This is a genomic window from Mesorhizobium sp. Mes31 (assembly GCF_024519675.1).
Classification (GTDB): domain Bacteria; phylum Pseudomonadota; class Alphaproteobacteria; order Rhizobiales; family Rhizobiaceae; genus Mesorhizobium.
This window is the reverse complement of record NZ_JALJRL010000006.1, coordinates 20,104-43,398: the sequence shown is the minus strand read 5'-3', so window position 1 is coordinate 43,398 and position 23,295 is coordinate 20,104. Positions and strand designations below refer to the sequence as shown.

Below are 23,295 nucleotides of genomic sequence, written 5' to 3'. Positions count from 1 at the left end.
CTGGCCGAAATACCTTTCCAAGATGCCCGATCGCGGTTGCGTCCCTCGGCTGGGCCTAAAGTTGACCTCTCAGCCAGGCGAGCGTTTCGGCAACACCGGCAAGGCCGTAGTGCGCGGTGGTATGCGCTGGTGGTTTGACCCGTATTGATATGCCGCCGGCATCATTGACGGCTTCGAAGCCGTTTTCGTCCGACGTGTCATCGCCCAGGAAGACCGGGCGGCGGCCTGTGAAGGGCGCGATGTCCATGAAACGCCGGATCGCGGCGCCCTTGGCGGCCTCGAGCGGCAAAAGTTCCACACCGGCATTGCCCGCAACCACCCGGTAGCCTTTGGGGAGGCTGGCCAGCGCTTGCTCGACAAGCTGCGTCGCGCGCGGAAGCAGATGCGGGGCAGCGCGCGTGTGAATGGCCAGCACCCGCCCTTTGCGTTCGATATAGACTTGCCCGCGACCGAGCTCTGCTTCGATCTCTTCGGCAAGTGCGGCAATATCCGCCGGCTCTCCAGCGACCTCGACGTCGTCGTCCGGCAGGAGCCGGTGTTCCAGGCCATAAAGCCCGGCTGCGCGTAGTTTCAGAGGTTGAAACAAATGGTCCACCGCAGCAACGGAGCGGCCGGTGATAAAGGCCAATGCGCCGTTTAACTTGTGATCCAGACCCTGCAGCAAAGAGCGAAGCTCGTCACTGACCGAGACAGCGTCTGGGTGTTCCGCATGTTCCAGCAGGGTGCCGTCGATGTCGAGGAACAGCGCCCATTCGCCGGTCAGCAAGGCCTGCGGCTTTTGCAAGGTATCGCTCATGACATTGCCACCCGTTTGCGCTCGAACATGGAAACGACATTGTCGATGCCTGGCGGCCGGTCGGCAGTGCCCGTTGCCCGATCGACGTCACCGCGCTTGCGCAAGCGCGCCGCATCCAGAAGCATGCTGCCGGCCCAGCGATAGACATTGTTGTTGCGGACCATCTCGCGCATCGGGCGCATGCGTTGGCGCTGCTCCTCGGGCGTCATGGTAAGCGCCTGCAACAGCGCCTCGCTCATCATTGCCGGATCGTAGGGATTGACGATCAGGGCCTCCAGCAGCTCGCGCGAGGCTCCGGCAAACGTGCTGAGCAACAGCACGCCCTGTTCGTCGTCGCGCGCCGCGACGAATTCCTTTGCGACAAGATTCATGCCGTCATGCAGGCTGGTGACCATGCATATGTCGGCGGCCCGGTAGATCTCGTAGACCTGTTCCTGCGAGTGATGCTCGGCCACCATGACCACCGGCCTGTAGCCCTCGCTGCCATAGCGCTGGTTGAGCTCTTCGGCATAGCGGTGGCATTCGTCGTGGAGTTGCTTGTAGGCAGGCAGCGTACCGCGGCTGGGTGCCGCGATCTGCAGCACAACCAGCTTCCCAACCCATTCGGGATGTTTGATGAACAATTCTTCCAGCGCCTGGAAACGGTCGAGAATGCCCTTGGTGTAGTCGAGGCGTTCGACGCCGACGCACAGCTTGACGTCCGCCTTCAGTCCGAACCGCGCGCGCAGGCTGGCGCGCGACGCCTCCACCTCAGGCAGCTTTGCCAGAAGTTCCGCCGGCCACTCTATGGAGATGGGGTAAGCGTGCACCAGCGTTGTTTGGCCGCCATAGGAGATGGCGGCATCGGCCCGCTCGATGCGGCTTTCCAGGAAGCGGTCGACGGTCTCGGTGAAATTGTTGGCATGGAACTGGGTGTGGAAACCGATGATCGAGCTGCCGAGCAACCCCTCGAGAATGCGCTCACGCCACGGGCAGATGCTGTACACCTCCGAGTTCGGCCACGGGATGTGCCAGAAGGTGATGACGATCGCCTCCGGCAGGCGCTCCCGGACCATCCGTGGCAGCAGCGCGAAATGGTAGTCCTGGACCAGCACGATCGGCCGCTCGTTGCGCGCTTCGGCAACCACCGTATCGGCGAACTTCCGGTTGACGGCTTCATAGGCCTCCCAGTCCGAGGCGCGAAAGATCGGCCGGGTAAAGGCGATATGACAAAGCGGCCACAGGCCCTCATTGGCGAAGCCGAGATAGTAGCCCTGATGCTCTTCCTCCGTCAGCCAGACCCGGCGCAGCATGTAGGAGGGGTTGCCAGGCGGCACCTGTACGCGGTCGTTCTCGTCGACCGTGAAACGATCCGCCGTTCCGCCGCCATAGGCGATCCAGGTGCCGGCACAGGCGCGGGTGATCGGCTCGAGCGCCGAAACCAGCCCGCTGGCAGGCACCAGCAGTTCAATGCCATCATCCTTGCTGTTGTGGATGTAGGGCTCGCGGTTGGACACCACGATGACCTGGGCATCCGGCAGATCGTCGGCTAGGATCTTGCGCAGGGTTTCCGGCGACCATGTCACCAGGGCGGCATCGACCGATTGGCCGTTCTTTTCGAACTCGCGCATCACCTTGCGCGCCGCTTCCGCAGCCACGTCTTCGCCGGCGGGATGTGTAACCGCCGGAGGATGACCGCGGCGCTGCCGCGATATGGAGAAGAAAACAGCAAAAGCGGAAAAACCGAGGCTCGCAAGAATCAGAACCCAGAGCAGGTCCGCGCCATAATCTGTCATTGAATGCCAACTCGTTTCCGGCCGTTCGGCGGCCGATTTGTTCATGTTTCTGGTCTGAAGTTGTCCGTCGGCGACTTGGCCACCGTTCGGACCCGCATTTTGCAACGCACAAGGACTGGATCGGTTCCGGCCGATTTGGCCCGGATCATGTCCTGACGATGAGCGGCACCAGCCCTTCATGCCGATCGGCGAGAAAAGCGACCACCCGATCGCCGACCCGCTGGAACGTCAGGTCAACCTTTGTGTCGCCAACGCCCAGGTGCCGCAGCGTGAGCGTATCGATGCCGATCGGCAGCCTGGGGCGGGTAACGCGGATTTCCTCGTCCCAGCCGTCGATCTCGAGGCCAAGGCAGGCTTGCATCAGCATGAAGGCGGAACCCGCCGACCACGCTTGCGGCAGGCAGGCAACGGGATAGGCGATCGGTGCTTCGCCCGGGGCGCGCGTAAAACCGCAGAACAGCTCGGGCAACCGCATGTTGAAATGGACCGCCGACTCGAACGTGCCGCTCATCAGGCGAACCACGCTTTCACGCTCGCCATAGCGCGCCAGGCCGGCGCCGCAGAGCGCGGTGTCATGCGGCCAGATCGAGCCATTGTGGTACGACATCGGGTTGAAGAACACGGCATCGTCGGCAAGCGTCCTCAAGCCCCAGCCGGAATGGAAGGAGGCGGAAAGAAGCTGCTCCGCGACCATCTGCGCCCGCTCCGGCTCGGGAAGCCCGACAAACAGAAGGTGTCCCGCATTCGAGGTTCGCACCTTGCAAGGCTCGCCGGAGCCGTCGATCGCCACCGCATAGAAGCCGAGATCATCCAGCCAGAAATCGCGTTCCACCGCGGCCCGCATGGCCTCGGCGGCGCCGTCCCAGTGATCGGCTTTCTCATCCTCGCCACGGCGACGGGCGAGTTTCGCCAGTCCCCGGAAGGCGGCAAAGACATAGCCCTGCACCTCGACCAGGGCGATCGGACCCTTGGGAATGCGGCCATCGGCGTGAAAGATGGAATCGAAGCTGTCCTTCCACCCCTGGTTGGCGAGGCCGGACTCCGCCGCCCGCAGATAGGTCACGAACCCGGTCTCGCGGCCCGCCTCCTCCGTCCATTCGGCCGCGGCGCACAGCGACGGCCAAAGGCTGTCGATGAACGCCATGTCGCCGGTTCGATCGGCATAGGAACAGGCGAGATGGATGTAGAGCGGCGTCGTATCGACGCCACCATAGTAGCGGCCGAAGGGAAGCTCCCGCAGCGCCGCCATTTCGCCCTTGCGGGTCTCATGCATGATCTTGCCCGGCTGCGAATCGCTGAACGGCGACGTCTCGGTCGCCTGATGCTGCGCAAGGAAGGCCAGTACGCCCCGCGCAAGGCCCGGATTGAGCCAGAGCATCTGCAGCGCCGAGATGACGCCGTCGCGCCCGAACGCCGTCGAGAACCAGGGGATTCCGGCATAGGGGTAGGGTCCGGTCGCAAGCTCGGTGGTCAGCAGCGCGACATCGGCGCGGGCGCGCTCGACCCAGTCGTTGAAGACGCGGCCGGAGCTGTGCACCGTCGCGCCATGGCGACGCTTGGCCCGCATGCCAAAGCGCGCCCGGGCGGCGGCGGCACGGAACCGGTCGCGATCAGGCGCGTCCGCCGCCTCGGCACCGACTTCGACATAGAGCACCTTGCTGGTGCGCTTGGTCACCGCGAGCAGGAAATCGGCGCGGTCGGCTGTCAGTTGATCCGGTGCCTGCGAAAACGATATCGCCGATGCGCGCGCCAGCCCGTCCAGCCCGTCGTAACGCAGCAGGACCGATGCAACACCAGTCTCGGCCGCATGGGCCATGCCGCGCCTGAGCCGTGTCGAGCCGCGCACTTCGAACATGTCGCGGAAATCGGCGGCATAGTGCAGGGAAACCCCGATCGTCGAGTTTTCCCGGCTGTAGTTGGAAAGGGTGATGCGTTCGAACAGCCTGTCCTGCCAGAGCAGCCGGACGCGTTCGACATGGATCGCGCCCTGCGGAATGTCGTGGCCGCCGGCACTTAGCATCGGCAGGTTGGTCAGGTTGGTCGTGAACAGCACATTGTCCTGGCTGAGCGACGCGCCCAGCAACGATGTCTGCCTGCCGCCGACAGTCAGCCGGAATTCGGAGAGCACCCGTGTATCATCGCGGAAGAAACCGTCGCCGGCGCCACGTATGTCGCCATAGGCATCGGCGACGACAAAGCAGTCGCCCTGCTTGAGTGCGAACAGCCGGTGTGGCTCACGAGGAGCGGTGGCGTCGAGCGATGCGAGCGCTACGGCGGGATCGAGTTGGCGCTCGTCGAGTTGGGCCATTCGTCACAGATCCCTGTCGTTTCGTTCCCGTCGCCAGGACGCGGCGCTGTTCACGACGCCTTCGCTTGCGTCGGGACGCCGACCAGGCGCGCATAGGCAGCCAGATAGTCGCCGGCCATTCTTCTGGCGGAAAACCGCTTTTCGAAAACGGCTCTCACTTTCCGCCTGTCGAGCCGCAGCAAATCCGGCACGGCGGCGACGGCGCCATCCACCGAATCCGCGATAAAACCGGTGACGCCGTGATCGATGATCTCTGGCAGCGCACCGCAATTCCAGGCGATCACCGGCGTGCCGCAGGCCATTGCCTCGATGGCGACGAGGCCGAACGGCTCCGGCCAGTCGATGGGGAACAGCAGACCGGCCGCTTTGCCGAGAAACTCCGCTTTCTGGTCCTCCTCGATCTCGCCGACATAGTCGATGCGATCGCCGTCGATCAAAGGCTCGACCACCTCGTGGAAATAGGCGCGATCGTCATCACCGATCTTTGCCGCAAGCTTCAGCCTCAGCCCCGAACGCAGGGCGATCTCGATGGCGCGATCGGGGCGCTTGTCACGCGAAAACCGGCCGAGGAAGACAAGATAGGGTTCTTCCGTCGTGGCCTCGAAAGTCGGTTCGTAGATGTCGGTCGGCAATCCGTGGTGGATCGTCGCCAGCCAGTTGGCCTTGGCAAGGCCTGCCCTTTGGCTGCGCGAAATGGAAATCATCGGAAAACGCGGGAACCGCTCATAGGCCGGCGCCAGGTCGACATAGTCCAGCCTGCCATGCGGCGTCGTCACCGTCCGCTGCGCCATGTCCTCGAAGAAGGAGAAGTGCAGGAAGTGGCTGAGGTGGAAATGGATGACGTCGAACTCGCGCGCGCGTTGCCTCACCTCGGCAAGCATCGAGAGATGCGCCGCCGTCTCGGATTTCAACGGGCGCGGATCGAGGCGCAGCGCGCATTCCCGACCCGCTACCAACGTTCCCGAGGTCTGGCTGTCGCCGCTGGCAAACAGCGTCACCTCATGACCCAGATCGACCAGCGCTTCGGTCAGGTACGAGACGATGCGCTCCGTTCCGCCATACAGTCTGGGCGGCACCGATTCATAAAGCGGCGCGACATGGGCGATCTTCATATTTCATCCTGGATGCTCGGCATACAGGTGCGAAATGCGTCAACGGCGAGATTGGTTCCGATTTAATGATCGATCGCTGCGGGGCTGCAGGTCTGCCTTCGTTACGGAAAACGCTCATCCAGAAAATGCCTGCGGCTTTGAGCCGCCGTCAAACAGACTGCGCGATCAGCGTCAGAAAACCACCGCCCAGCGCGACATTGCCGACGAAGCCATTGATGCGCGCGGCGCGATCCGGACCCTGATGGTCCCAGAAATTGTGGAACATCGGCGTGGCGACGATCAGGAACAGCACCAGCACCGCACAGGCAGTCGCGGTCCAGAGACCCGCCATCACCAACACGCCGGCAATGATCTGCAGGATAATGCCGGCCCACAGTGCCAATCGCGCCTGCGGCACACGACGCGCGGCCATGAGCCCTGTCAGAAAGGCGGCATTCTGGATGTTGCGCAGGCCGGCGAAGACGAAGGCGCCGCCGAGCAACAGGCGGCCGAGAAACAACAAGGTCGAAGGCAAATCGGCGGGCATCAAACTCTCCCTTTGAAACAGGTGGAGCGCCGCCTCTCGACGGCGCTCCCAAGACACAATCGAACAATCAGGCAGCCTTGGCCGCCGGCATCGGATGAATGGCCTGGAACGGGATGCACAGCCGGTTCCATGTGTTGATCATGCCGAGCGCCACCGACAGCTTGACCAGTTCCTCTTCCGAGAAATGCTCGAGCGTGCGTGCATAAAGTTCGTCCGACACGCCGTTGTTGGCGATCAGCGTCACGGCCTCGGTCCAGGCTAGGGCGGCGCGCTCACGTTCGGAAAACAGCGGCGATTCCTTCCAGGCCGAAACCAGATAGAGCCGCTGCTCGGTCTCGCCGTCGCGCCTCGCCTCGCGGCTGTGCATCTCGACGCAGTAGGAGCAGCCATTGATCTGCGAAGCCCGGAGCTTGACCAGGTGCAGCAGGCTTTCCTCGAGCCCGCATTCGTCCACCGCCTTGTTGAGCGCCGACACAGCCTTCATGATTTCCGGCGCCTTGGCGAAAAATTGCAGCCTCTGTTTCATCGTCTTCCTTTCACGTCTGCTTGGTTGAACTGGATTTCTGCGGTCGCTGATGGCGCGCCACGAAGGCGCAGCCGGCGGCGACCGAACGCGGATCGGCATCGCTCATATATTCGGCGACGATGTCTGACAGCTTTGCTTCGGCAAGTGCCGAGCGATAGGCGCGCTCCGCCTTCAACATCGCGGCATTGATGCCGCAGGGTTTGAGGTAGGCTGAAGGGTCGAGCCTGACCGGACCGTTGCGGCGAATCTCAGCGCAGCGAAAGGCCGGCTCGCGTCCCTCGATGGCGAGCACGATGTCGAGCAGCGTTATCCGCTCGGCCGGTTGTGCCAGCCGGTAACCGCCGGCTGGTCCCGAGACCGATTCCAGGATGCCCGACGCGGTCAGCATGTTGAGATGCTTCAAGAGATAGCTCGGCGACAGGCCGAAGGCTTCCGCCATGGCGGAAGCCGGCATGGTTGCTTCGCCGTCGACGCCGGCCAGCATGGCGGCGCAATGGATGGCTGCCTCGACGCCCTCCCCCAGCTTCATTGTGTCGATCTCCTAATCATGGATATTTTTTATCGTGGATATTTTATATCTGCAATAGGAAAATGAAAAACGGCGCCCGAAGGCGCCGCGTTTTTTCGTCAGAAAGCGCGCCTACTCCGCCGCCACCTTGGCCATCGGGTTGTTCGGGTGCGTCGTCCAGTTGGCGTAGATCGGCGACACCGGCTTGCCGGTGCGCTGATCCATCACGCCCGCCGCCAGCGGCTCCATGGTGATGCAGTTCTCGACCGGGCAGACATTGACGCACAGATTGCAGCCGACGCATTCGGCCTCGATGACCTCGAAATGCCTGACGCCGTCGACCATGCTGGTGATCGCCTGGTGCGACGTGTCCTCGCAGGCGATGTGGCAGCGGCCGCACTTGATGCAGGCGTCCTGGTCGATATGCGCCTTGGCGACATAGTTGAGGTTGAGATACTGCCAGTCGGTGACGTTTGGCGTGGCGCGGCCGACAATGTCGTCGAGCGAGGCATGGCCCTTCTCGTCCATCCAGTTTTCCAGGCCGGCGATCATCTCCTGCACGATCTTGAAGCCGTAGGTCATCGCCGCCGTGCACACCTGCACATTGCCGGCGCCCAGCGCCATGAATTCGGCCGCGTCACGCCAGGTGGTGATGCCGCCGATGCCGGAGATCGGCAGCCCATGCGTTTCGGGATCGCGCGCGATCTCGGCCACCATGTTCATGGCGATCGGCTTCACCGCCGGGCCGCAATAGCCGCCATGCGAGCCCTTGCCGTCGATGGTCGGCTGCGGCGCGAAGGAGTCGAGGTCGACGCCGGTGATCGAATTGATGGTGTTGATCAGCGACACCGCGTCGGTGCCGCCGGCAAGCGCTGCCCTCGCCGGCTTGCGCACGTCGGTGATGTTGGGCGTCAGCTTGGTGATGACCGGCATGCGGGTGTTCTGCTTGCACCAGCGCACCACCATTTCGATGTATTCCGGCACCTGGCCGACGGCGGCGCCCATGCCGCGTTCCGACATGCCGTGCGGACAGCCGAAATTGAGCTCGATGCCATCAGCGCCGGTCTCCTCGACCACCGGCAGGATCGCCTTCCAGGCCTCCTCGACACAGGGCACCATCAGCGAGACGACGATAGCGCGGTCGGGCCAGTCCTTCTTGACCTGCTTGATCTCGCGCAGATTGACCTGCAGGTCGCGGTCGGTGATCAGCTCGATGTTGTTGAGGCCGAGCAGGCGGCGGTCGGCGCCCCAGATCGCGCCGTAGCGCGGGCCGTTGACATTGACGACCGGCGGGCCCTCCTCGCCCAGCGTCTTCCACACCACGCCGCCCCAGCCGGCCTTGAAGGCGCGGATGACGTTGTAGGCCTTGTCGGTCGGCGGCGCCGAGGCCAGCCAGAATGGATTTGGCGATTTGATGCCGACGAAATTGTTGCGGATGTCTGCCATGACAGGTCCCTTTCAGCCGAGACGAAGGATCAATTCGACGGGTGCGAGAATGCCGCCTTCAAGCGCGGCGGTAAGGTTGGCGATCTTGGTGCGGGCGTTCTCGCCCATGACGAGGCCGACGCCGGGCGGCGGCTTCCTGCCCTCCGCTTGCGCGGCGGCCATCCGGGCACGCATCGTGGCGAAAAACTCGATGGCGAAGCCGCCACGTTGCCGCTCGGCGATCACCGAAAATCCCACTGCGGCGGCAGCCGCGCGATAGTCGTCGGGCGTGGCGACGAAGGACATGGTTTCATCGGATGCCCAAGGCAATGGATAGGATAGCGCTCCGTCCTTCAGCCGCATCACGTCGTAGACGGCAAAGATGCCGCCCGGCTTGAGCACGCGGGCAGTCTCGCTCATCAGCCTCGGCTTGTCGGGAAGGTTCATGCCGACATGCAGGATGATAGCCGCATCGAAACTGTCGTTGGCGAATGGCATGTCCAGCGCGCTGCCCTGCACGAAGCGCGTCTTACCAGCCATTCCGGTTCGCTTCGACAGGCTTGTCGCGATATCGACATAGCTCTGCGTCAGGTCGATGCCGGTGACTTCGGCGCCAGCGTTGTTGGCGACAAAGCGGGCCGGACCACCGATGCCGGATCCGATGTCCAGAAGCTTGGCTGCGGGCTTGAGGTCCATCTGATCGGCGAGTTCCTTGGTGGCGGCCACGCCGCCGATGTGGAATTCGTCAGCCGCTTCGAGATCGCCGGCGCGCAGATGGGCAACGTCCACGCCAGTATCGGCGAGTGCGGCAAGGATCCGTTCCTCCAGGCCCGATATGTCGTAGTGACGGGCGATGCCCGGTTCCAGCGTGGCCATGATCCCTATCCCTGCATCAGACTCCTGTGCATGCTCTCCGCCGCGTCGCGGCCTTGCGCCACCGCAGAGACGGTCAGGTCGTCGCCACCGAAGATGCAGTCGCCGCCGGCCCAGACATTGGCCAGCGAAGTACGACCTTCCGCATCGACCTTGATGCGGCCGGCTTCGAGCTCGATCGCCGCACTGCTGCCGTTGAGCGCTGCCGGCACAAAGCTCTGGCCGATCGCCTTGAACACCTGGTCGGCGGTGAGCGTCAGCGTCTCGCCGGTGCCGGCGAGCTTGTCGCCGGTGAGCGCGGTGTATTCGAGTTCGATGCCCGACACCTTGCCGCCTTCGGCAATCACTCGCTTCGGCTGCAGCCAATGACGGATGGTGACGCCGTTGGCGGCGGCCAGATCCTGTTCGAATTCGGAAGCGTTCATGTGCTCCTGGCCACGCCGGTAGCAGATCGTCACCTCCTCGGCGCCAAGCAGTTTCGACTGCACCGCGGCGTCGATCGCCGTCATGCCGCCGCCGATGACAACGACGCGGCGGCCAACCGGCAGGCTGGCGAGATCGCTGGCCTGGCGCAGTTCGGCAATGAACTCCACCGCGTTGGTGACGCCGTCGGCGTCCTCGCCATCGGCACGCAGCGCGTTGACGCCGCCAAGCCCCATGCCGAGAAACACCGCGTCGTAATTGCGCATCAGGTCGGACAGTTGATAGTCGCGGCCAAGCGCCTTGCCGTTCTGGATGTCGATGCCGCCGATGGCCGCCACGTATTCGACTTCCGCCTGGGCAAAATTGTCGACGCTCTTGTAGGCTGCGATGCCGTATTCGTTGAGGCCGCCGGCCTTCGGCCGCGCTTCCAGGATGGTGACGTCATGGCCATGGCGAGCAAGTCTGTGCGCGGCGGCAAGGCCGGCCGGCCCGGCGCCGACCACGGCCACCGTCTTGCCGGTCGGCGTGGCGCGCGGATAAAACTGCTTGTTCTCGGCCATGGCGATATCGGTGGCGTAGCGCTGCAGACGGCCGATCTGCACCGGCTTGCCTTCCGCCACCTCGCGCACGCAGACCTCCTCGCACAGCGTCTCGGTCGGGCAGACGCGGGCGCACATGCCGCCCAGAATGTTCTGGTCGAAGATCGTCTTGGCCGAGCCGATCGGATTGCCGGTCGATATCTGGCGGATGAACAGCGGAATGTCGATCGAGGTCGGGCACGCATTCATGCACGGCGCGTCATAGCAGAAATAGCAGCGGTCGGATTCGACCAGCGCCTCGTGGTGATCGAGCGGCGGGTGCAGGTCGGAAAAATTGTCCGCGTACTGGTCGGCCGGGAGCCTGCCGCCTGCAATGCCTTCCCTGAACTGGCCTTCTGGCATTCTCAGTTCCCCATGTTTTCGTTTTGGGAAAGGCTAGCACGTTTTATTTTTTTATCAATTGGTCAATTTTCGGAGCAAGGCACTGAAAAGTCTCAACAAAAACATGATTATTTTAGTCATGTATAAGCCAAACCGATCCTTTAGCAACCATCGGCAGATGTTGGCTGGCACCCCGTTGCGCTCTCACATTGTATATGTTATTATAATCAACATAGATCAATAAAGGATATTCGATGACTGGATTGGAACTGAAAGAGACCATTGCCGAACTGCGTATCAGCCAAGCTGAATTTGCTCGGTTGGTCGGCGTGACGGTCGGCGCAGTAGCCCAGTGGCTATCGGAAAATAGGAGCATCCCCGGTCCGGTAGAGGCCTTCGTCGCCCTCTTTATGAGGTTGCCGAGCTCGATCCGGGAATTCGAACTGTCTCAACTTCAGAAAGGTGCAAGTAACATGCGCAACGGAATGTATCTTATCCACTTCGTCGGCAGCGCCGGCGACGGCTACGCCACGCTCACTTTCGATGACGGGCTTGTATATGGCTTCGACACTGGCGGTGGACAATACGACGGTGTCTGCACCCCGAACACGGCGTCTGCGGACGTGGTTGACATCGAGGTCAAGGTGCGGATGCCGCCGAATATTAAGAGTGTTGTCGGCGGTATCAGTAATCCCTTCGAATGGGTTCTCCCCGTGAAGACTCAGCTGAACATTCGCAACGATCGCGGCCAAATCTCAGTAAAGACCGCTCTCGGCCCGACTGTTCAGGCAAGCTATACCAGAATGCGCGACTTGCCGACTTCGGTAGCCGCTTAGCCTGAAGACACGAGGGCTCGATCAAAGACGGTCGGGCCTTTGTCTCCTATTCCGCTCTGCGCTCGGCGAGGCCCCCAGCTCCTAGTCGAAATGTTCTTATTGTACTCCAGCCTGAGATCATCTCTCTTCAGGCCCCGTGGCCATGAATGGCCCGGACCTCGTCGGCGACCAGCTCCTGCAACCGCCATAGATTGCGGTCGTGGATGCCGAACGCTTCGAGATGACTGACCGTGTTGTAGAGATATTCGGCGCCCGATCCGATATGCCCGCAGGCCCTGGCCAGCACGCCGGCCACCATCTCCAGCGGCTGGCTCAGTGACGTTCCCCTGCCCTTCACGCCGACCCAGAAGCCAAGCGCTCGCAGCGCGCCCTGGCCCGTATGCACGGGCAGCCACCTGACCGAGTCGATACTTTCGTGGTCGCTGATCTCACGCCGCAGCAGCCTTTCGATCTGGGTTGGTTTTTCGCCCTCGGGCAAGCGGTAGATTACCCCGTTGCAGCGTCCGCCCCGTTCGAGCGCCATCATCAGCCCCGGTTGCTCGGCGCTGCCGCGCCAACGCACCATGTCGAGACAGAAGGAGCGATGCCAGCCGAAGGCGGTGGCGAGCTGTTGTTCCACCGACTCGAATTCCGGCTTCCAGATCAGCGACCCGTAGGCGAACACCCATAGCGGCCCCGCGTCGGCTTCATCGGACAGCCGCGAGGCAAGGGTCCGAAAATCCTCGTCGTCCAACGGCGTCCAGTTCGGGTCCGGGCCGGGATCGGCCTCCTCCCGATGGCACAGTGCGACAAGCTCGGGCGTGAGCGACATCCGGCGCATGAAACGACGTCCCCTCTTTGTCTTTGTCGCAGAGAAATCGAAAACCGCAGCGCGCGCAAGCCTGGGAACATTTGCTCCAGGTCGACAATTGTTGTCCGGGCGGGTGTCGGATTTCCGTCGTGAAGATCGTCCTAGGATCGATCGGACGACGATCGATGGATGAAAGCTGAGGAGACCGACAATGCCGAAATCCCCGATGCCCTTCTTCTGGTACGAATTGATGACATCAGACCTCGACGCCGCCGAGGCGTTCTACACCAAGGTGGTCGCCTGGACAGCGCAGCCTTTCGACAAGGCCCCCGGAATGCCGCACTATATCGTCATGAATGTCGGTGAGCGTGGTGTAGGTGGCCTGATGACGATGCCCGAGGACGCCGCCAGGATGGGCATGCCGCCCGCCTGGCTCGGCTATATCCACACCAAGGATGTCGATGCCTCGACCAAGGCGCTGAAGGCTGTCGGCGGAGCTGTCCACCGCGAGCCCGACGACATCCCCGGTGTCGGCCGCTTTGCCGTCGTCGCCGATCCGCAAGGCGCAACGTTCATGTTCCTGCAGCCGAACGGCCCCGACCAGCCCGTCGTGCCGGCCGCAACGCCGGGCCATATCGGCTGGCACGAGCTTTACACATCGGACTGGAAGGCCGCGTTCGATTTCTACTCCGGCCAGTTCGGCTGGGCCAATGCGGGTGACTTCGAATGGGCCCGATGGGCATCTACCAGACCTTTACGGCCGGCCGCGAATCCGGCGGCGGCATCATGAACAAGCCCGAACAGATCCCCGTGCCGGTCTGGCAGTTCTATTTCAACGTCCCGGCCATCGACGCGGCGGCCAAACGCGTCACCGACAATGGCGGCAAGATCCTGATGGGGCCAATGGAAGTCCCCGGCGGCAGCTGGATCGTGCAATGCCAGGACCCGCAAGGCGCGCATTTCGCACTGATGGCGCCGGTGCGCTGACAGCAACAAACACCGCTGGCACGAAGTGATGGCCTTTCATCGCACCACAGATGAAAGGCCGCATTCCTCTGCCCGTCCTATTCCGGCGTCAGCACCGCGACCTTCAGCTCAGCCTTTTTCGCGCCACTGAACTGGACGGTGGCCGGGCCGGCCGCGAGCTTGAAGCGCACGCTCTTGCGGATGCCGGGGCAGGTTTTCACGCCGCTATAGCCCGCCGACTTGATGGCGTGGCCGTCCTGAATGACATCGATCCATGCCTCGCCTGAGAGGCTTATCTGAATGGCCCCCTCGGTCGGCACCTCCACGCTGGCAACGGCACCAAACGTGCCCTCCGCCGGCGCGCGCTGGGGCGGCAGCGTAAAACCGGCTTTTTCCGCCGGGACCAGGGCCAGATCCGCGGCAGCACCCACCGCCAGCGTCGCTCCAGGCAGCGTTGCGGGCGCCGCGGCAAACAGCACCTGTTCCCGCGTCACCGGCCATTTGAAGGCCTCGCAGCCGGCGTCTTCGGCCATGGCGAAGCTGGTGCCTGCAAGGATGGCGAATAGGCTGATGAGGACTTTTTTCATGGCGAAGGGACCCAGATGTTTAGAGTGTCCATATCAATACAACCATAGCGATACAAATGCAACCCTAGCGAGAACAATATGAAGGCCATGCTGGGGAACATTTTCCACTCACCGTTTGTTGATGGCATTCCAAGGGAAGTGAATGGTCCATTGCCGGGCGATAATCTATGGCCGGTCTGGAAGCTAAATAAAATGGAGTCATTTATGAAGCTTTTTGAAGGCCTCGCCAGATACCAGCCGCAGGCCCTTGGCGTGCTGCGCATCATGACCGCACTGCAGTTTATCGAGCATGGCAGCCAGAAACTGTTCAATTTTCCCGTAAGTGCCGATCCCCACGCCCTCTCCGGGCTGACGCTCACCGCTGCCATCCTCGAATTCGCCGGTGGCATCCTGCTGGCGCTGGGGCTTTTCACTCGGCCGGTGGCATTCCTTCTGGCTGGCGAAATGGCGATCGCCTATTTCATGGCGCACATGCCGCGCGACTTCTTCCCGGTCAACAACGGTGGCGATTCGGCAATCTCGTTCTGCTTCATCTTCCTCTATCTGTTCTTTGCCGGCGCCGGCGCCTTCGCGCTGGACAACCGCGGCAACAGCTGAGGCCGGAACAGAGGGTGAGCCTTCACCCTCTCATGCGCTCGAAATTCGCATCGAACAGCGGCGTCGCCTGCATGCGCGCGGCGTGGCGTTTGCCAAGCAACTCGATCTCGAACCCGTCGCTCTCCTCGGCGATCTCCTTCGGCACATAGCCGACGGCGACGGACTTTTTCGAATGATGCGCATAGCCGCCCGAGGTGACCCAGCCACGCACGGTGCCACCGAACCAGATCGGCTCGTCGCCGATGACATCGGCGTCGTCGGCATCGACGATGAAGACACGCAGGCGGAGCTTGCCGCCTTGCTTGCGCTCGGCCAGCGCTCCCGCCTTGCCGATGAAATCGGCCTCCTTGCCATAGGCGACGAAGCGGTCGAGCCCGGCCTCCAGCGGCCCGTAGATCGGCCGGTATTCGCGCGCCCATGAGCCGTAATTCTTCTCCAGCCTGAGTGCGTTGAGCGCGCGCGAACCGAACAGGCCGATGTCGAATTCCTCACCGGCCGCCATCAGGGCCTGGAATGCTGCGCGTTGATATTCCGGCGCCACCCACATCTCGTAGCCGAGATCGCCGGTGTAGCTGACGCGGCCGGCCAGGCACGGCGCCATGCCGATATCCATCCTGGCAATGGCCATGAATGGAAGCGCGGCATTCGAAACATCCGAGCGCGTGACCTTGGCCAGCACATCCCGCGCCTTGGGTCCTGCAATGGAAAGGCCGGTGAGCTTCTGGCCCAGCGCCTCGATGCGGACAGAGCCGTCATCAGGCAGGTGCTTTTCGAACCAGCGCATGTGGTATTGCTCGGCAACACCCGAGCCGGCGAGGAACCAGCCCTCGCTGCCGAGATTGGCCAGCGTGAAGTCGCCGATCAGCTTGCCATCGTCCTTCAGCATCGGCGCCAGCGTCATGCGGCCGGGCTTCGGCAACTTGCAGGCAAGCATGCGGTCGAGCCAAGCCGCTGCCCCCTCACCCTTCACCTTGTATTTGGCGAAGCTCGAAATCTCCGACAGGCCGACGCCGTCGCGAACCGTCGCGACCTCCTTGGCGACATGGGTGAAATCGCTGGAGCGGTGCCAGGAGAACTCGTCCCTGATGCCTTCCGGCGCATACCAAAGCGGCACCTCCAGCCCATAGGCCACGCCCCATTGCGCGCCTTTGGCCGACAACAGATCATAGACCGGCGTCGTCTTCAGCGGTCGCCCGGCGGGCAGTTCCTCATTGGGGAAGCGGATCGAGAAGCGCCTGGAATAATTCTCGCGCACCTTGGCGTTGGTATAGGCCATCGTCGCCCACTCGCCATAGCGCGCGACATCCATCGCCCAGATGTCGGCGCCGGGATCGCCCTCGATCATCCAGTTGGACAATGCCAACCCGACGCCGCCGCCCTGTGAGAAGCCGGCCATGACGCCGCAGGCGACCCAGAAGCCCGGCAGGCCGCGCACCGGCCCGACCAGCGGGTTGCCGTCCGGCGCGAAGGTGAACGGGCCGTTGATGATCTGCTTGATGCCGGTGTTCTGGAAAGCCGGGAAATGCCGGAAGCCGACCTCCAGCGACGGCGCGATGCGGTCGATGTCGGGCGCCAGCAGTTCATGGCCGAAATTCCATGGCGTCTGGAATTCGGACCACGGCTTGTTGGCCTTCTCATAGGTGCCCATCAGCATGCCGCCGCGCTCCTGGCGCAGATAGAGCTCGCCGTCGAAATCGACCGCATGGATGATTTCCGTACCGGTCCTGGCGTTCCAGGCGGCGACCTCGGGCATGTCCTCGGTGATCAGGTACATGTGCTCCATCGCCAGCACCGGCAGTTCGAGGCCAACCATGCGGCCGACCTCGCGCGCCCATAGGCCGCCGGCGTTGACGACATGCTCGGCCACCACCTCGCCCTTGTTGGTGATGACACGCCACATCCCGTCGGCGCGCCGCACGATGTCCTCGACCTTGGTGAAGCGTTCGACCTCGGCGCCGAGTTTGCGCGCGGCCTTGGCATAGGCATGGGTGACGCCGGAGGGATCGAGATGGCCGTCCTCCTTGTTTCTGACAGCGCCAACGAACTGGTTGGGATCGAGCAGCGGCATCAGCTCGGCTGCTTCTTTCGGCGAGATTTCCTCCAGGTCGATGCCGAGATAGCGGCCCTTGGCGACGACGCCGCGCAGCCAGTCGAGGCGCGCCTCGGTCGCCGCCAGAAGCACGCCGCCGGTCAGGTGCACGCCGGTTGCCTGGCCGGAAAGCTCCTCGATCTCCTTGTAGAGGCTGATGGTGTATTTCTGCAGCTTGGCGACGTTGGGGTCGCCATTGATCGTGTGCATGCCGCCGGCCGCGTGCCAGGTCGAGCCGGAGGTCAGCTCATCGCGCTCCAGCAGCACGACATCGGTCCAGCCGTGGCGGGCGAGATGGAACAGCACGGAGCACCCGACGACGCCACCGCCAATGACCACGACCTTTGCATGCGATTTCATAGGTTTTCTCGTTATTTCAAGGAGTTGGATGAATGAAGTGAATCAAGACGGGAAGACCGGCGCATCACGGCTCGCCCTGCCCGATCGCTTCCTTGCGTTTGGCCATATAGGCCTCCAGCGCCTCGCGCACGGCGACATCCATCACCGGCTCGGCGTATTCTTCCAGCGCCTTCTTCCACAGTCGCGTCGCGCGCGCCGTAGCGTCGAGCCCGCCAGCCTCTTGCCAGGCTTCGTAGTTCTGCCAGTTGGACAGCATCGGCTGGTAGAAGGCGGTGGCATAGCGCTCCAGTGTATGCGGCTCGCCGAAGAAATGGCCACCGGTCGGCACCGCGCCCAGCGCCTCGACGGCAAGCTCGGCCTCGTTGACCTCGATCGGGCGCAAGAACTCCATCATGTGCTGGATCATCTCGACATCGATGATGAACTTCTCGAACGACGCCGTCAGCCCGCCCTCCTGCCAACCGGCGGCGTGATAGACGAGGTTGCCGTGGCCGAGCACCGCGCCCCACAATGCCATCAGCGTTTCATAGGCGCCTTGCGCGTCGGCCGCATTGGAGGCCGAGCCCGGCGTCGTGCGGTAGGGCAGCCCGTAGCGCCGCGCCAGCTGCCCCGACGCAACGTTGGCCTTGGTGTTCTCCGGCGTGCCGAAGGCCGGCGCGCCTGACTTCATGTCGACATTGGAGGTGAAGGCGCCATACATGACCGGCGCGCCGGGACGCACCAGCTGCGTCAGCACTACACCGAACAATGCCTCGGCATTCTGCTGCGCCAGCGCGCCGGCCAGCGTCACCGGGCTCATCGCCCCCATCAGCGTGAACGGCGTTACCGCCACCGACTGGCCGAACTCGGCCATCGTCATCAGCCCTTCGGCCATCATCTCGTCGAAGCGGCGCGGCGAATTGACCGAGATGATGGTGGTGATGCCGGGATCGTCGCGCATCTGGTCCAGCGTCAGACCGCGTGCGATCGCCATCATCTCGATGCCGTCCAGCGCCCTGCCCCGGCCGATCGCCGAGACATGGAAACTCTTGTCGGTCAGCGTCAGATTGGTGAAGTAAGTGTCGAGGTGGCGGGAGTTCGCCGGCAGCTCCACCGGCGCGCAGACCTGGTTGCCGAGCATGTGAATGCAGTTGAAATGCTGCGCCAGACGGGTGAGGTCCGAGTAGTCGCGCAGATTGCCGGCGCGGCGGCCGCGCTCCATGTCGTGCACGTTGGGCGGTCCGGCAACCAGCGTGAAGTTGATGGTGTTGCCGCCGAGATGAACGGCATGCGCCGGATTGCGCGGCGTCAACACATAGCTGGACCGCGTCGTCTTCAGCGCCTCGGCGACCATGCCCTTGTCGATGCGGACATTCGCCGTCGCATGATCGACTGTGGCGCCAGCCTTCTCGAACAGCGACAGCGCGCGCGGGCTCATCACCTCGATGCCGAAATTCTCCAATATATGCATCGACGCCTGGTGGATCTGCTCGATCTGGTCGGGCGACAGCAGGGCCATCGGCGGATAGGGATTGGTTACCTGCCTGAGCGGCAGTTGCGGAATGGGCGTTGGGCCCCTGTTGCTGGTGCGCTCGGCGCCGCGTTTGCGTCTTGGCTCGTTCATGCCCGGCATCAAAGCCCCGGCGAACCAGCCAGGCTGTCAGGAATACGCCGTTTGCGGGCGCGATTTTAGCCAAGGCGGCATTTATACAATATCCATTTAGAAAAAACGACGAAATGCGTCGGATTATCAATACGATATCTTCCAGGCAAATGCGCCAGCGAGCGGTTAACGCCGGCCGCAAGATTCCGTTTATGATTTCGGCCTATTGCTCTGCCAATGCGTAGGTCGAGTTTTAGTAAAATTGTAGCGGTTGGCGCGCTGCTGGCACTTTCGGCCTGCGCGACGGCGCCCAGCCACATCAACGATGTCTGCGCCGTCTTCGATCAGAACGACGGCTGGTTCGACAATTGGCAATCGGCGGCCGAGCGCACCCAGCAGAAATACGGCGTGCCGGTTCCCGTGCTGATGGCGACGGTACGCAAGGAATCCGGCTTCAAGAGCAATGCCCGGCCGCCGCGCACCAAGCTGCTCGGCTTCATTCCGTGGACGCACGTCTCGTCGGCCACCGGCTTCTCGCAGGCGCTGGACGGCACCTGGTCGCAATATCAGAGCGAAACCGGCAACTGGGCGGCGCGGCGGACGAAATTCGCCGATGCCGTCGATTTCGTCGGCTGGTACCATTCCAAGACCGCCGACACCTACGGTGTCGCCCGCAACGATACCTACAATCTCTATCTCGCCTACTATCTCGGCTGGACCGCCTATGGCCGCGGCAACCGTGGCGACGCCGGCGTCCAGGGCTATGCCCGGGCCACCGAAAAGATGGCGCGGGACTATGCGCAGCAACTGAGCCAGTGCGGCAACTGAACGCGCCGCGCCTTTAACCTCGATCGGTCACTTCGCCTTCTTGCCGCTCAGTTCGGCTTCTTGCCGCGTGGGCGCTTGGGCTCGGCGGCCGTCGGGCCCGCGTCCGTCACATGCGGCGCGTCCTCCGGCACGCCTTCACGGGCGGCATGTTCCTTGTCGAACTTGATCACCGGCTCCATCTTGGCCAGCACATCGTCGGAAAGCCAGCACAGGCTCATATGGCCATTGCCGAGATGCTTCACCGGCGGCACCTTGGTTTCGCACAGATTGTCCGGCACCAGCTTCTTGTAGCCGCAGCGTGTCTGGAACGGACAGCCGGACGGCGGGTTCATGGCCGAGGGAATGTCGCCCTCCAGCACGATGTGCCGCTTCACCACGCTGGTGTCGGCGATCGGGATCGCCGACAGCAGCGCCTCGGTGTAGGGATGATAGGGCGGCGCGAAGATCTGGTCGGTCGTGCCTTGCTCGACGATATAGCCGAGATACATGACGACGACGCGGTCGGCGATGTAGCGCACGACGGACAGATCGTGGCTGATGAACAGCATCGTCGTCTTGTTCTTGCGCTGGATGTCCATCAGCAATTCGGTCACCGCCGCCTGCACCGACACGTCGAGTGCCGAGACCGGCTCGTCGGCCACCACCACCTTGGCGTCGCCGGCAAAGGCGCGCGCCACGCCGATGCGCTGCTTCTGGCCGCCCGAAAGCTGGCGCGGCTTGCGGGTCTCGAAGGCCCGCGGCAGTTTCACCAGGTCGAGCAGTTCCAGCATCCGCTTGCGGCGGTCGGCAACCGTCTTGCCGACCTTGAATTTCTCCAGCGTGCGGATGATCTGCGAACCGACCGAATGGCTGGGATTGAGCGTGTCGAACGGGTTCTGGAACACCATCTGGATCGACGACACGGTGTCGACGCTGCGGCTCTCGATGCCGGTCGACTGGATTTCCTTGTTGCCCAGCGTGACAGTACCCGAGCTTGCCGTCTCCAGTCCGAGCAGCACCTTGGCCAGCGTCGACTTTCCGCAGCCGGATTCGCCGACAATGGCGACGGTCTCGGATTCGCGCGCCATGAACGAGATCGTCTCGTTGGCCTTGACGACACGCCCCTCGCTCGAGCCGAACACCTCGTTGCCGCCAACCTTGTAATACTTCCGCAGGTCCTCGATCTTGAGCACCGGCGCGCCGGGCACGACCCGCTCATTGACCTTCTTGGCGCCGGGCGGCAGCGCTTCCCAGTCGATCTCGTTGAAGCGCACGCAGCGTGAGAAATGCCCCTCGTGGCCCGCGACCTCGATCATCGGGATTTCGGCGGCGTTGCAGACGCCCTCGACGAAATGGTGGCAGCGCGGGCCGAAATTGCAGCCCTTCGGCCGTTCGTGCGGCAGCGGCAATTGCCCGGGGATGGAAATCAACGGCCGCGAATTCTTGTCGGCGCCGGGCAGCGGGATCGAGCGGAACAGACCTTGCGTGTAGGGATGGCGCATCCGGTCGAACACGTCCTTGATCTTGCCGGTCTCCACGGCCTCGCCCGAATACATCACCGTGATGCGGTCGCAGGTCTCCAGGATGAGACCCAGATTGTGCGACACGAAGATCATCGAGGTGCCGAACTTTTCGCCCAGCCCCTTGACCAGATCGACGATGCCCGCCTCAACCGTCACGTCGAGCGCCGTCGTCGGCTCGTCGAGCAGCAGCAGCGCCGGCTTCGACAGCAGTGCCATGGCGATGACGATGCGCTGTTGCTGGCCGCCCGAGAGCTGGTGCGGATAGGAGCGCATCATGCGCTCGGGGTCGGGAAGCTTGACCGAGCGCACCATTTCGAGCGCCCGTTTATAAGCCTCTTCCTTCGACACCTTGTCGTGGATCAGTGGCACTTCCATCAGCTGCTGGCCGACCTTCATCGCCGGATTGAGGCTCGCCATCGGCTCCTGGTAGATCATGGCGATCTTGTTGCCACGGATGGCGCGCAGCTCCTCGTCGGAGAGCTCGCCCATGTCCTTGCCCTGGAACTTGATCTTGCCGCCGACGATCTTCCCGATGTTGGAGAGGTCGCGCATGATGCCGAGCGACACGGTCGACTTGCCGCAGCCGGATTCGCCGACAATGCCCATCGCCTCGCCCGGCATGACGGTGCAGGAAAAATCCATGACCGCCGGTATCTCGCCCTTGCGGGTGAAGAAGGAGATCGACAGGTTCTCGATCTCGATGATCGGTGCCGCGGGATTTCGAACTGCCTCATTCATGGGTCGCTCCAATCCTTGGTTCTCAGGTCCGGCTCTTCGCTCTTGGGGTCGAAGGCCAGCCCATCAGTCTTTCATCGATTGTTCACGCAAAGAGTCGGCGAGCAGGTTGAGCCCCAGCACGAACGACATCAGCGCGATCGTCGGCGGCAGCGCCGGGTGGATGAAGGAGCGCAGCAGGCGGCTGGCGTCCTTGATCGCGGTGCCCCAGTCCGGGCTTTCCGGCGCCAGGCCCAGGCCGAAATAGCCGAGTGTGCCGAGCAGGATGGTGGTGTAGCCGATGCGCAGGCAGGCATCGACGATCAGCGGCCCGCGTGCATTGGGCAGGATCTCCCACAGCATGATGTACCAGGGCGATTCCCCGCGCGTCTGCGCCGCCGCCACGTAGTCGCGCGTCTTGATGTCCATCACCAGGCCGCGCACGATGCGGAACACACCGGGGCTGGAGGCGAACACCACGGCGACGAAGATGTTGAGCTGGTTGGGATCGATGTGCACGATGTGCAGCGGGTCACGATCGAACACGAGGCCGACATAGATCCAGCCGCCGATCACAAGCGTCAGGCCGAGCAGGAGATAAAGCCGGTCGGGCCGGTTCTTGTAGCGCGTCCAGAACAGCACACTGAAGAAGATGATCGGAAACAGGAAGAAGACGCCGGCCAACCCATAGGGGATCGGCGTGTCCATGATGCCCGGCGTCACCAGCAGGTAGAACAACAGGATGACCGGGAAGGCGAGCACGAGGTTGGCCAGGAACGACAGCACGGTATCGATCTTGCCACCGTAATAGCCGGCCGGCAGGCCGAGCGTGATGCCGACCATCAGCGCGAAGCCGGTCGCTGCCGGCGCGATGATCAGCACGATCTGGCTGCCATAGACCATGCGCGAGAAGACGTCGCGGGCCAGCTTGTCGCCGCCGAACAGATAGACCAGTCCCGATTTCGCCTCGATGGCACCCGGCAGCGTGTCCTTCATCTCCGGGACTTGGGCCAGCGGATCGAAAGGCGAGATGGTCGATGCGAAGATCGCCGTAAACAGCCAGAACAGGCAGATGCCGACACCGACAATGCCGACGCCGCTATCGAACAACTGGCCGTAAAGCGCCAGCTTCTTCTTGTAGGCGAAGCTCGCCCCCATGACGATGACGAGCGCGATCCACACCGGCCAGAAGCGCGACAGCACTCCGAGCACGACACTGACGGCGCTGATATATTCGATCTGCATCCGCCTG

At 63.0% G+C, this 23,295-nt stretch carries 19 protein-coding genes and 1 pseudogene; 4 read left to right on the top strand and 16 right to left on the bottom strand.

Features of this window, described 5'->3' with window-relative positions; all coding sequences use genetic code 11:
* Positions 1-55: 55 nt before the first annotated feature.
* The 10 genes from otsB to NR193_RS11975 all read right to left on the bottom strand — a co-directional run bounded on the left by otsB (position 56) and on the right by NR193_RS11975 (position 11,213).
* Positions 56-796 carry a trehalose-phosphatase gene (gene otsB / locus NR193_RS12020; RefSeq protein WP_256751056.1) on the bottom strand — a complete coding sequence of 247 codons (741 nt, stop codon included), beginning with the start codon at positions 794-796 and terminating at the stop codon, positions 56-58.
* Positions 793-2,571 carry a trehalose-6-phosphate synthase gene (locus NR193_RS12015; RefSeq protein ID WP_256751055.1) on the bottom strand — a complete coding sequence of 593 codons (1,779 nt, stop codon included), beginning with the start codon at positions 2,569-2,571 and terminating at the stop codon, positions 793-795. The genes otsB and NR193_RS12015 overlap by 4 nt, the downstream gene beginning before the upstream one ends.
* Positions 2,572-2,716: 145 nt before the next feature.
* Positions 2,717-4,879, bottom strand: a complete 2,163-nt coding sequence (locus tag NR193_RS12010; RefSeq protein ID WP_256751054.1) for an amylo-alpha-1,6-glucosidase — start codon at positions 4,877-4,879, stop codon at positions 2,717-2,719.
* Positions 4,880-4,929: 50 nt separating this feature from the next.
* Positions 4,930-5,991, bottom strand: coding sequence for a glycosyltransferase family 4 protein (locus NR193_RS12005; RefSeq protein WP_256751053.1), 1,062 nt, complete (start codon positions 5,989-5,991; stop codon positions 4,930-4,932).
* Between the two features lie 148 nt (positions 5,992-6,139).
* Positions 6,140-6,517 (bottom strand): DoxX family protein, encoded by a 378-nt coding sequence (locus tag NR193_RS12000; protein WP_256751052.1) that lies wholly within the window; start codon positions 6,515-6,517, stop codon positions 6,140-6,142.
* A gap of 67 nt (positions 6,518-6,584) precedes the next feature.
* Complete coding sequence (locus NR193_RS11995; RefSeq protein ID WP_256751051.1) at positions 6,585-7,043, bottom strand: carboxymuconolactone decarboxylase family protein; 459 nt, start codon at positions 7,041-7,043, stop codon at positions 6,585-6,587.
* A 10-nt stretch (positions 7,044-7,053) separates the two neighbouring features.
* Complete coding sequence (locus NR193_RS11990; protein ID WP_256751050.1) at positions 7,054-7,572, bottom strand: Rrf2 family transcriptional regulator; 519 nt, start codon at positions 7,570-7,572, stop codon at positions 7,054-7,056.
* Positions 7,573-7,683: 111 nt separating this feature from the next.
* Complete coding sequence (gene preA / locus NR193_RS11985) at positions 7,684-8,997, bottom strand: NAD-dependent dihydropyrimidine dehydrogenase subunit PreA (protein WP_256751049.1); 1,314 nt, start codon at positions 8,995-8,997, stop codon at positions 7,684-7,686.
* Positions 8,998-9,009: 12 nt separating this feature from the next.
* Positions 9,010-9,852, bottom strand: coding sequence for a class I SAM-dependent methyltransferase (locus tag NR193_RS11980; RefSeq protein ID WP_256751048.1), 843 nt, complete (start codon positions 9,850-9,852; stop codon positions 9,010-9,012).
* Positions 9,853-9,857: 5 nt separating this feature from the next.
* On the bottom strand, positions 9,858-11,213 hold the full coding sequence (locus NR193_RS11975; protein ID WP_256751047.1) for an NAD(P)-dependent oxidoreductase: 1,356 nt from the start codon (positions 11,211-11,213) through the stop codon (positions 9,858-9,860).
* A gap of 233 nt (positions 11,214-11,446) precedes the next feature.
* On the opposite strand from NR193_RS11975, the gene NR193_RS11970 reads away from it, so the two are divergent.
* On the top strand, positions 11,447-12,028 hold the full coding sequence (locus NR193_RS11970) for a DNA-binding transcriptional regulator (RefSeq protein ID WP_256751046.1): 582 nt from the start codon (positions 11,447-11,449) through the stop codon (positions 12,026-12,028).
* 127 nt (positions 12,029-12,155) lie between these two features.
* Here the strand turns inward: NR193_RS11970 and NR193_RS11965 are convergent, their stop codons facing one another.
* Positions 12,156-12,848, bottom strand: a complete 693-nt coding sequence (locus tag NR193_RS11965; protein ID WP_256751045.1) for a gamma-glutamylcyclotransferase — start codon at positions 12,846-12,848, stop codon at positions 12,156-12,158.
* Positions 12,849-13,029: 181 nt separating this feature from the next.
* On the opposite strand from NR193_RS11965, the pseudogene NR193_RS11960 reads away from it, so the two are divergent.
* Positions 13,030-13,805: pseudogene (locus NR193_RS11960) on the top strand (VOC family protein).
* Positions 13,806-13,882: 77 nt separating this feature from the next.
* Here the strand turns inward: NR193_RS11960 and NR193_RS11955 are convergent.
* Positions 13,883-14,371 (bottom strand): hypothetical protein, encoded by a 489-nt coding sequence (locus tag NR193_RS11955; RefSeq protein WP_256751044.1) that lies wholly within the window; start codon positions 14,369-14,371, stop codon positions 13,883-13,885.
* A 204-nt stretch (positions 14,372-14,575) separates the two neighbouring features.
* Between NR193_RS11955 and NR193_RS11950 the strand changes: the two genes are divergently transcribed.
* Complete coding sequence (locus NR193_RS11950; RefSeq protein ID WP_256751311.1) at positions 14,576-14,968, top strand: DoxX family protein; 393 nt, start codon at positions 14,576-14,578, stop codon at positions 14,966-14,968.
* Positions 14,969-14,990: 22 nt separating this feature from the next.
* Here NR193_RS11950 and NR193_RS11945 read toward each other — a convergent pair whose 3' ends face one another.
* On the bottom strand, positions 14,991-17,417 hold the full coding sequence (locus tag NR193_RS11945) for an FAD-dependent oxidoreductase (RefSeq protein WP_256751043.1): 2,427 nt from the start codon (positions 17,415-17,417) through the stop codon (positions 14,991-14,993).
* Between the two features lie 64 nt (positions 17,418-17,481).
* The gene (locus tag NR193_RS11940) at positions 17,482-19,020 is read right to left on the bottom strand and encodes a trimethylamine methyltransferase family protein (protein ID WP_256751042.1); all 1,539 of its coding nucleotides are present in this window, start codon (positions 19,018-19,020) and stop codon (positions 17,482-17,484) included.
* Between the two features lie 216 nt (positions 19,021-19,236).
* Between NR193_RS11940 and NR193_RS11935 the strand changes: the two genes are divergently transcribed.
* Positions 19,237-19,827 (top strand): transglycosylase SLT domain-containing protein, encoded by a 591-nt coding sequence (locus tag NR193_RS11935; RefSeq protein WP_256751041.1) that lies wholly within the window; start codon positions 19,237-19,239, stop codon positions 19,825-19,827.
* 47 nt (positions 19,828-19,874) lie between these two features.
* Here NR193_RS11935 and NR193_RS11930 read toward each other — a convergent pair whose 3' ends face one another.
* Positions 19,875-22,067 carry an ABC transporter ATP-binding protein gene (locus tag NR193_RS11930; protein WP_256751040.1) on the bottom strand — a complete coding sequence of 731 codons (2,193 nt, stop codon included), beginning with the start codon at positions 22,065-22,067 and terminating at the stop codon, positions 19,875-19,877.
* Positions 22,068-22,130: 63 nt separating this feature from the next.
* Complete coding sequence (locus NR193_RS11925) at positions 22,131-23,288, bottom strand: ABC transporter permease (RefSeq protein WP_256751039.1); 1,158 nt, start codon at positions 23,286-23,288, stop codon at positions 22,131-22,133.
* Between the last annotated feature and the right edge of the window lie 7 nt (positions 23,289-23,295).

Excerpts from the sequence above, each read along its gene's own strand:
- preA (WP_256751049.1), bottom strand. The coding sequence starts at position 8,997 with ATGGCAGACATCCGCAACAATTTCGTCGGCATCAAATCGCCAAATCCA.
- NR193_RS11970 (WP_256751046.1), top strand. The coding sequence starts at position 11,447 with ATGACTGGATTGGAACTGAAAGAGACCATTGCCGAACTGCGTATCAGC.
- NR193_RS11965 (WP_256751045.1), bottom strand. The coding sequence starts at position 12,848 with ATGCGCCGGATGTCGCTCACGCCCGAGCTTGTCGCACTGTGCCATCGG.
- NR193_RS11940 (WP_256751042.1), bottom strand. The coding sequence starts at position 19,020 with ATGAACGAGCCAAGACGCAAACGCGGCGCCGAGCGCACCAGCAACAGG.
- NR193_RS11980 (WP_256751048.1), bottom strand. The coding sequence starts at position 9,852 with ATGGCCACGCTGGAACCGGGCATCGCCCGTCACTACGACATATCGGGC.
- NR193_RS11950 (WP_256751311.1), top strand. The coding sequence starts at position 14,576 with ATGAAGCTTTTTGAAGGCCTCGCCAGATACCAGCCGCAGGCCCTTGGC.
- NR193_RS11975 (WP_256751047.1), bottom strand. The coding sequence starts at position 11,213 with ATGCCAGAAGGCCAGTTCAGGGAAGGCATTGCAGGCGGCAGGCTCCCG.
- NR193_RS12000 (WP_256751052.1), bottom strand. The coding sequence starts at position 6,517 with ATGCCCGCCGATTTGCCTTCGACCTTGTTGTTTCTCGGCCGCCTGTTG.
- NR193_RS11995 (WP_256751051.1), bottom strand. The coding sequence starts at position 7,043 with ATGAAACAGAGGCTGCAATTTTTCGCCAAGGCGCCGGAAATCATGAAG.
- NR193_RS12005 (WP_256751053.1), bottom strand. The coding sequence starts at position 5,991 with ATGAAGATCGCCCATGTCGCGCCGCTTTATGAATCGGTGCCGCCCAGA.
- NR193_RS12010 (WP_256751054.1), bottom strand. The coding sequence starts at position 4,879 with ATGGCCCAACTCGACGAGCGCCAACTCGATCCCGCCGTAGCGCTCGCA.
- NR193_RS11925 (WP_256751039.1), bottom strand. The coding sequence starts at position 23,288 with ATGCAGATCGAATATATCAGCGCCGTCAGTGTCGTGCTCGGAGTGCTG.
- NR193_RS12015 (WP_256751055.1), bottom strand. The coding sequence starts at position 2,571 with ATGACAGATTATGGCGCGGACCTGCTCTGGGTTCTGATTCTTGCGAGC.
- otsB (WP_256751056.1), bottom strand. The coding sequence starts at position 796 with ATGAGCGATACCTTGCAAAAGCCGCAGGCCTTGCTGACCGGCGAATGG.
- NR193_RS11930 (WP_256751040.1), bottom strand. The coding sequence starts at position 22,067 with ATGAATGAGGCAGTTCGAAATCCCGCGGCACCGATCATCGAGATCGAG.
- NR193_RS11935 (WP_256751041.1), top strand. The coding sequence starts at position 19,237 with ATGCGTAGGTCGAGTTTTAGTAAAATTGTAGCGGTTGGCGCGCTGCTG.
- NR193_RS11955 (WP_256751044.1), bottom strand. The coding sequence starts at position 14,371 with ATGAAAAAAGTCCTCATCAGCCTATTCGCCATCCTTGCAGGCACCAGC.
- NR193_RS11945 (WP_256751043.1), bottom strand. The coding sequence starts at position 17,417 with ATGAAATCGCATGCAAAGGTCGTGGTCATTGGCGGTGGCGTCGTCGGG.
- NR193_RS11990 (WP_256751050.1), bottom strand. The coding sequence starts at position 7,572 with ATGAAGCTGGGGGAGGGCGTCGAGGCAGCCATCCATTGCGCCGCCATG.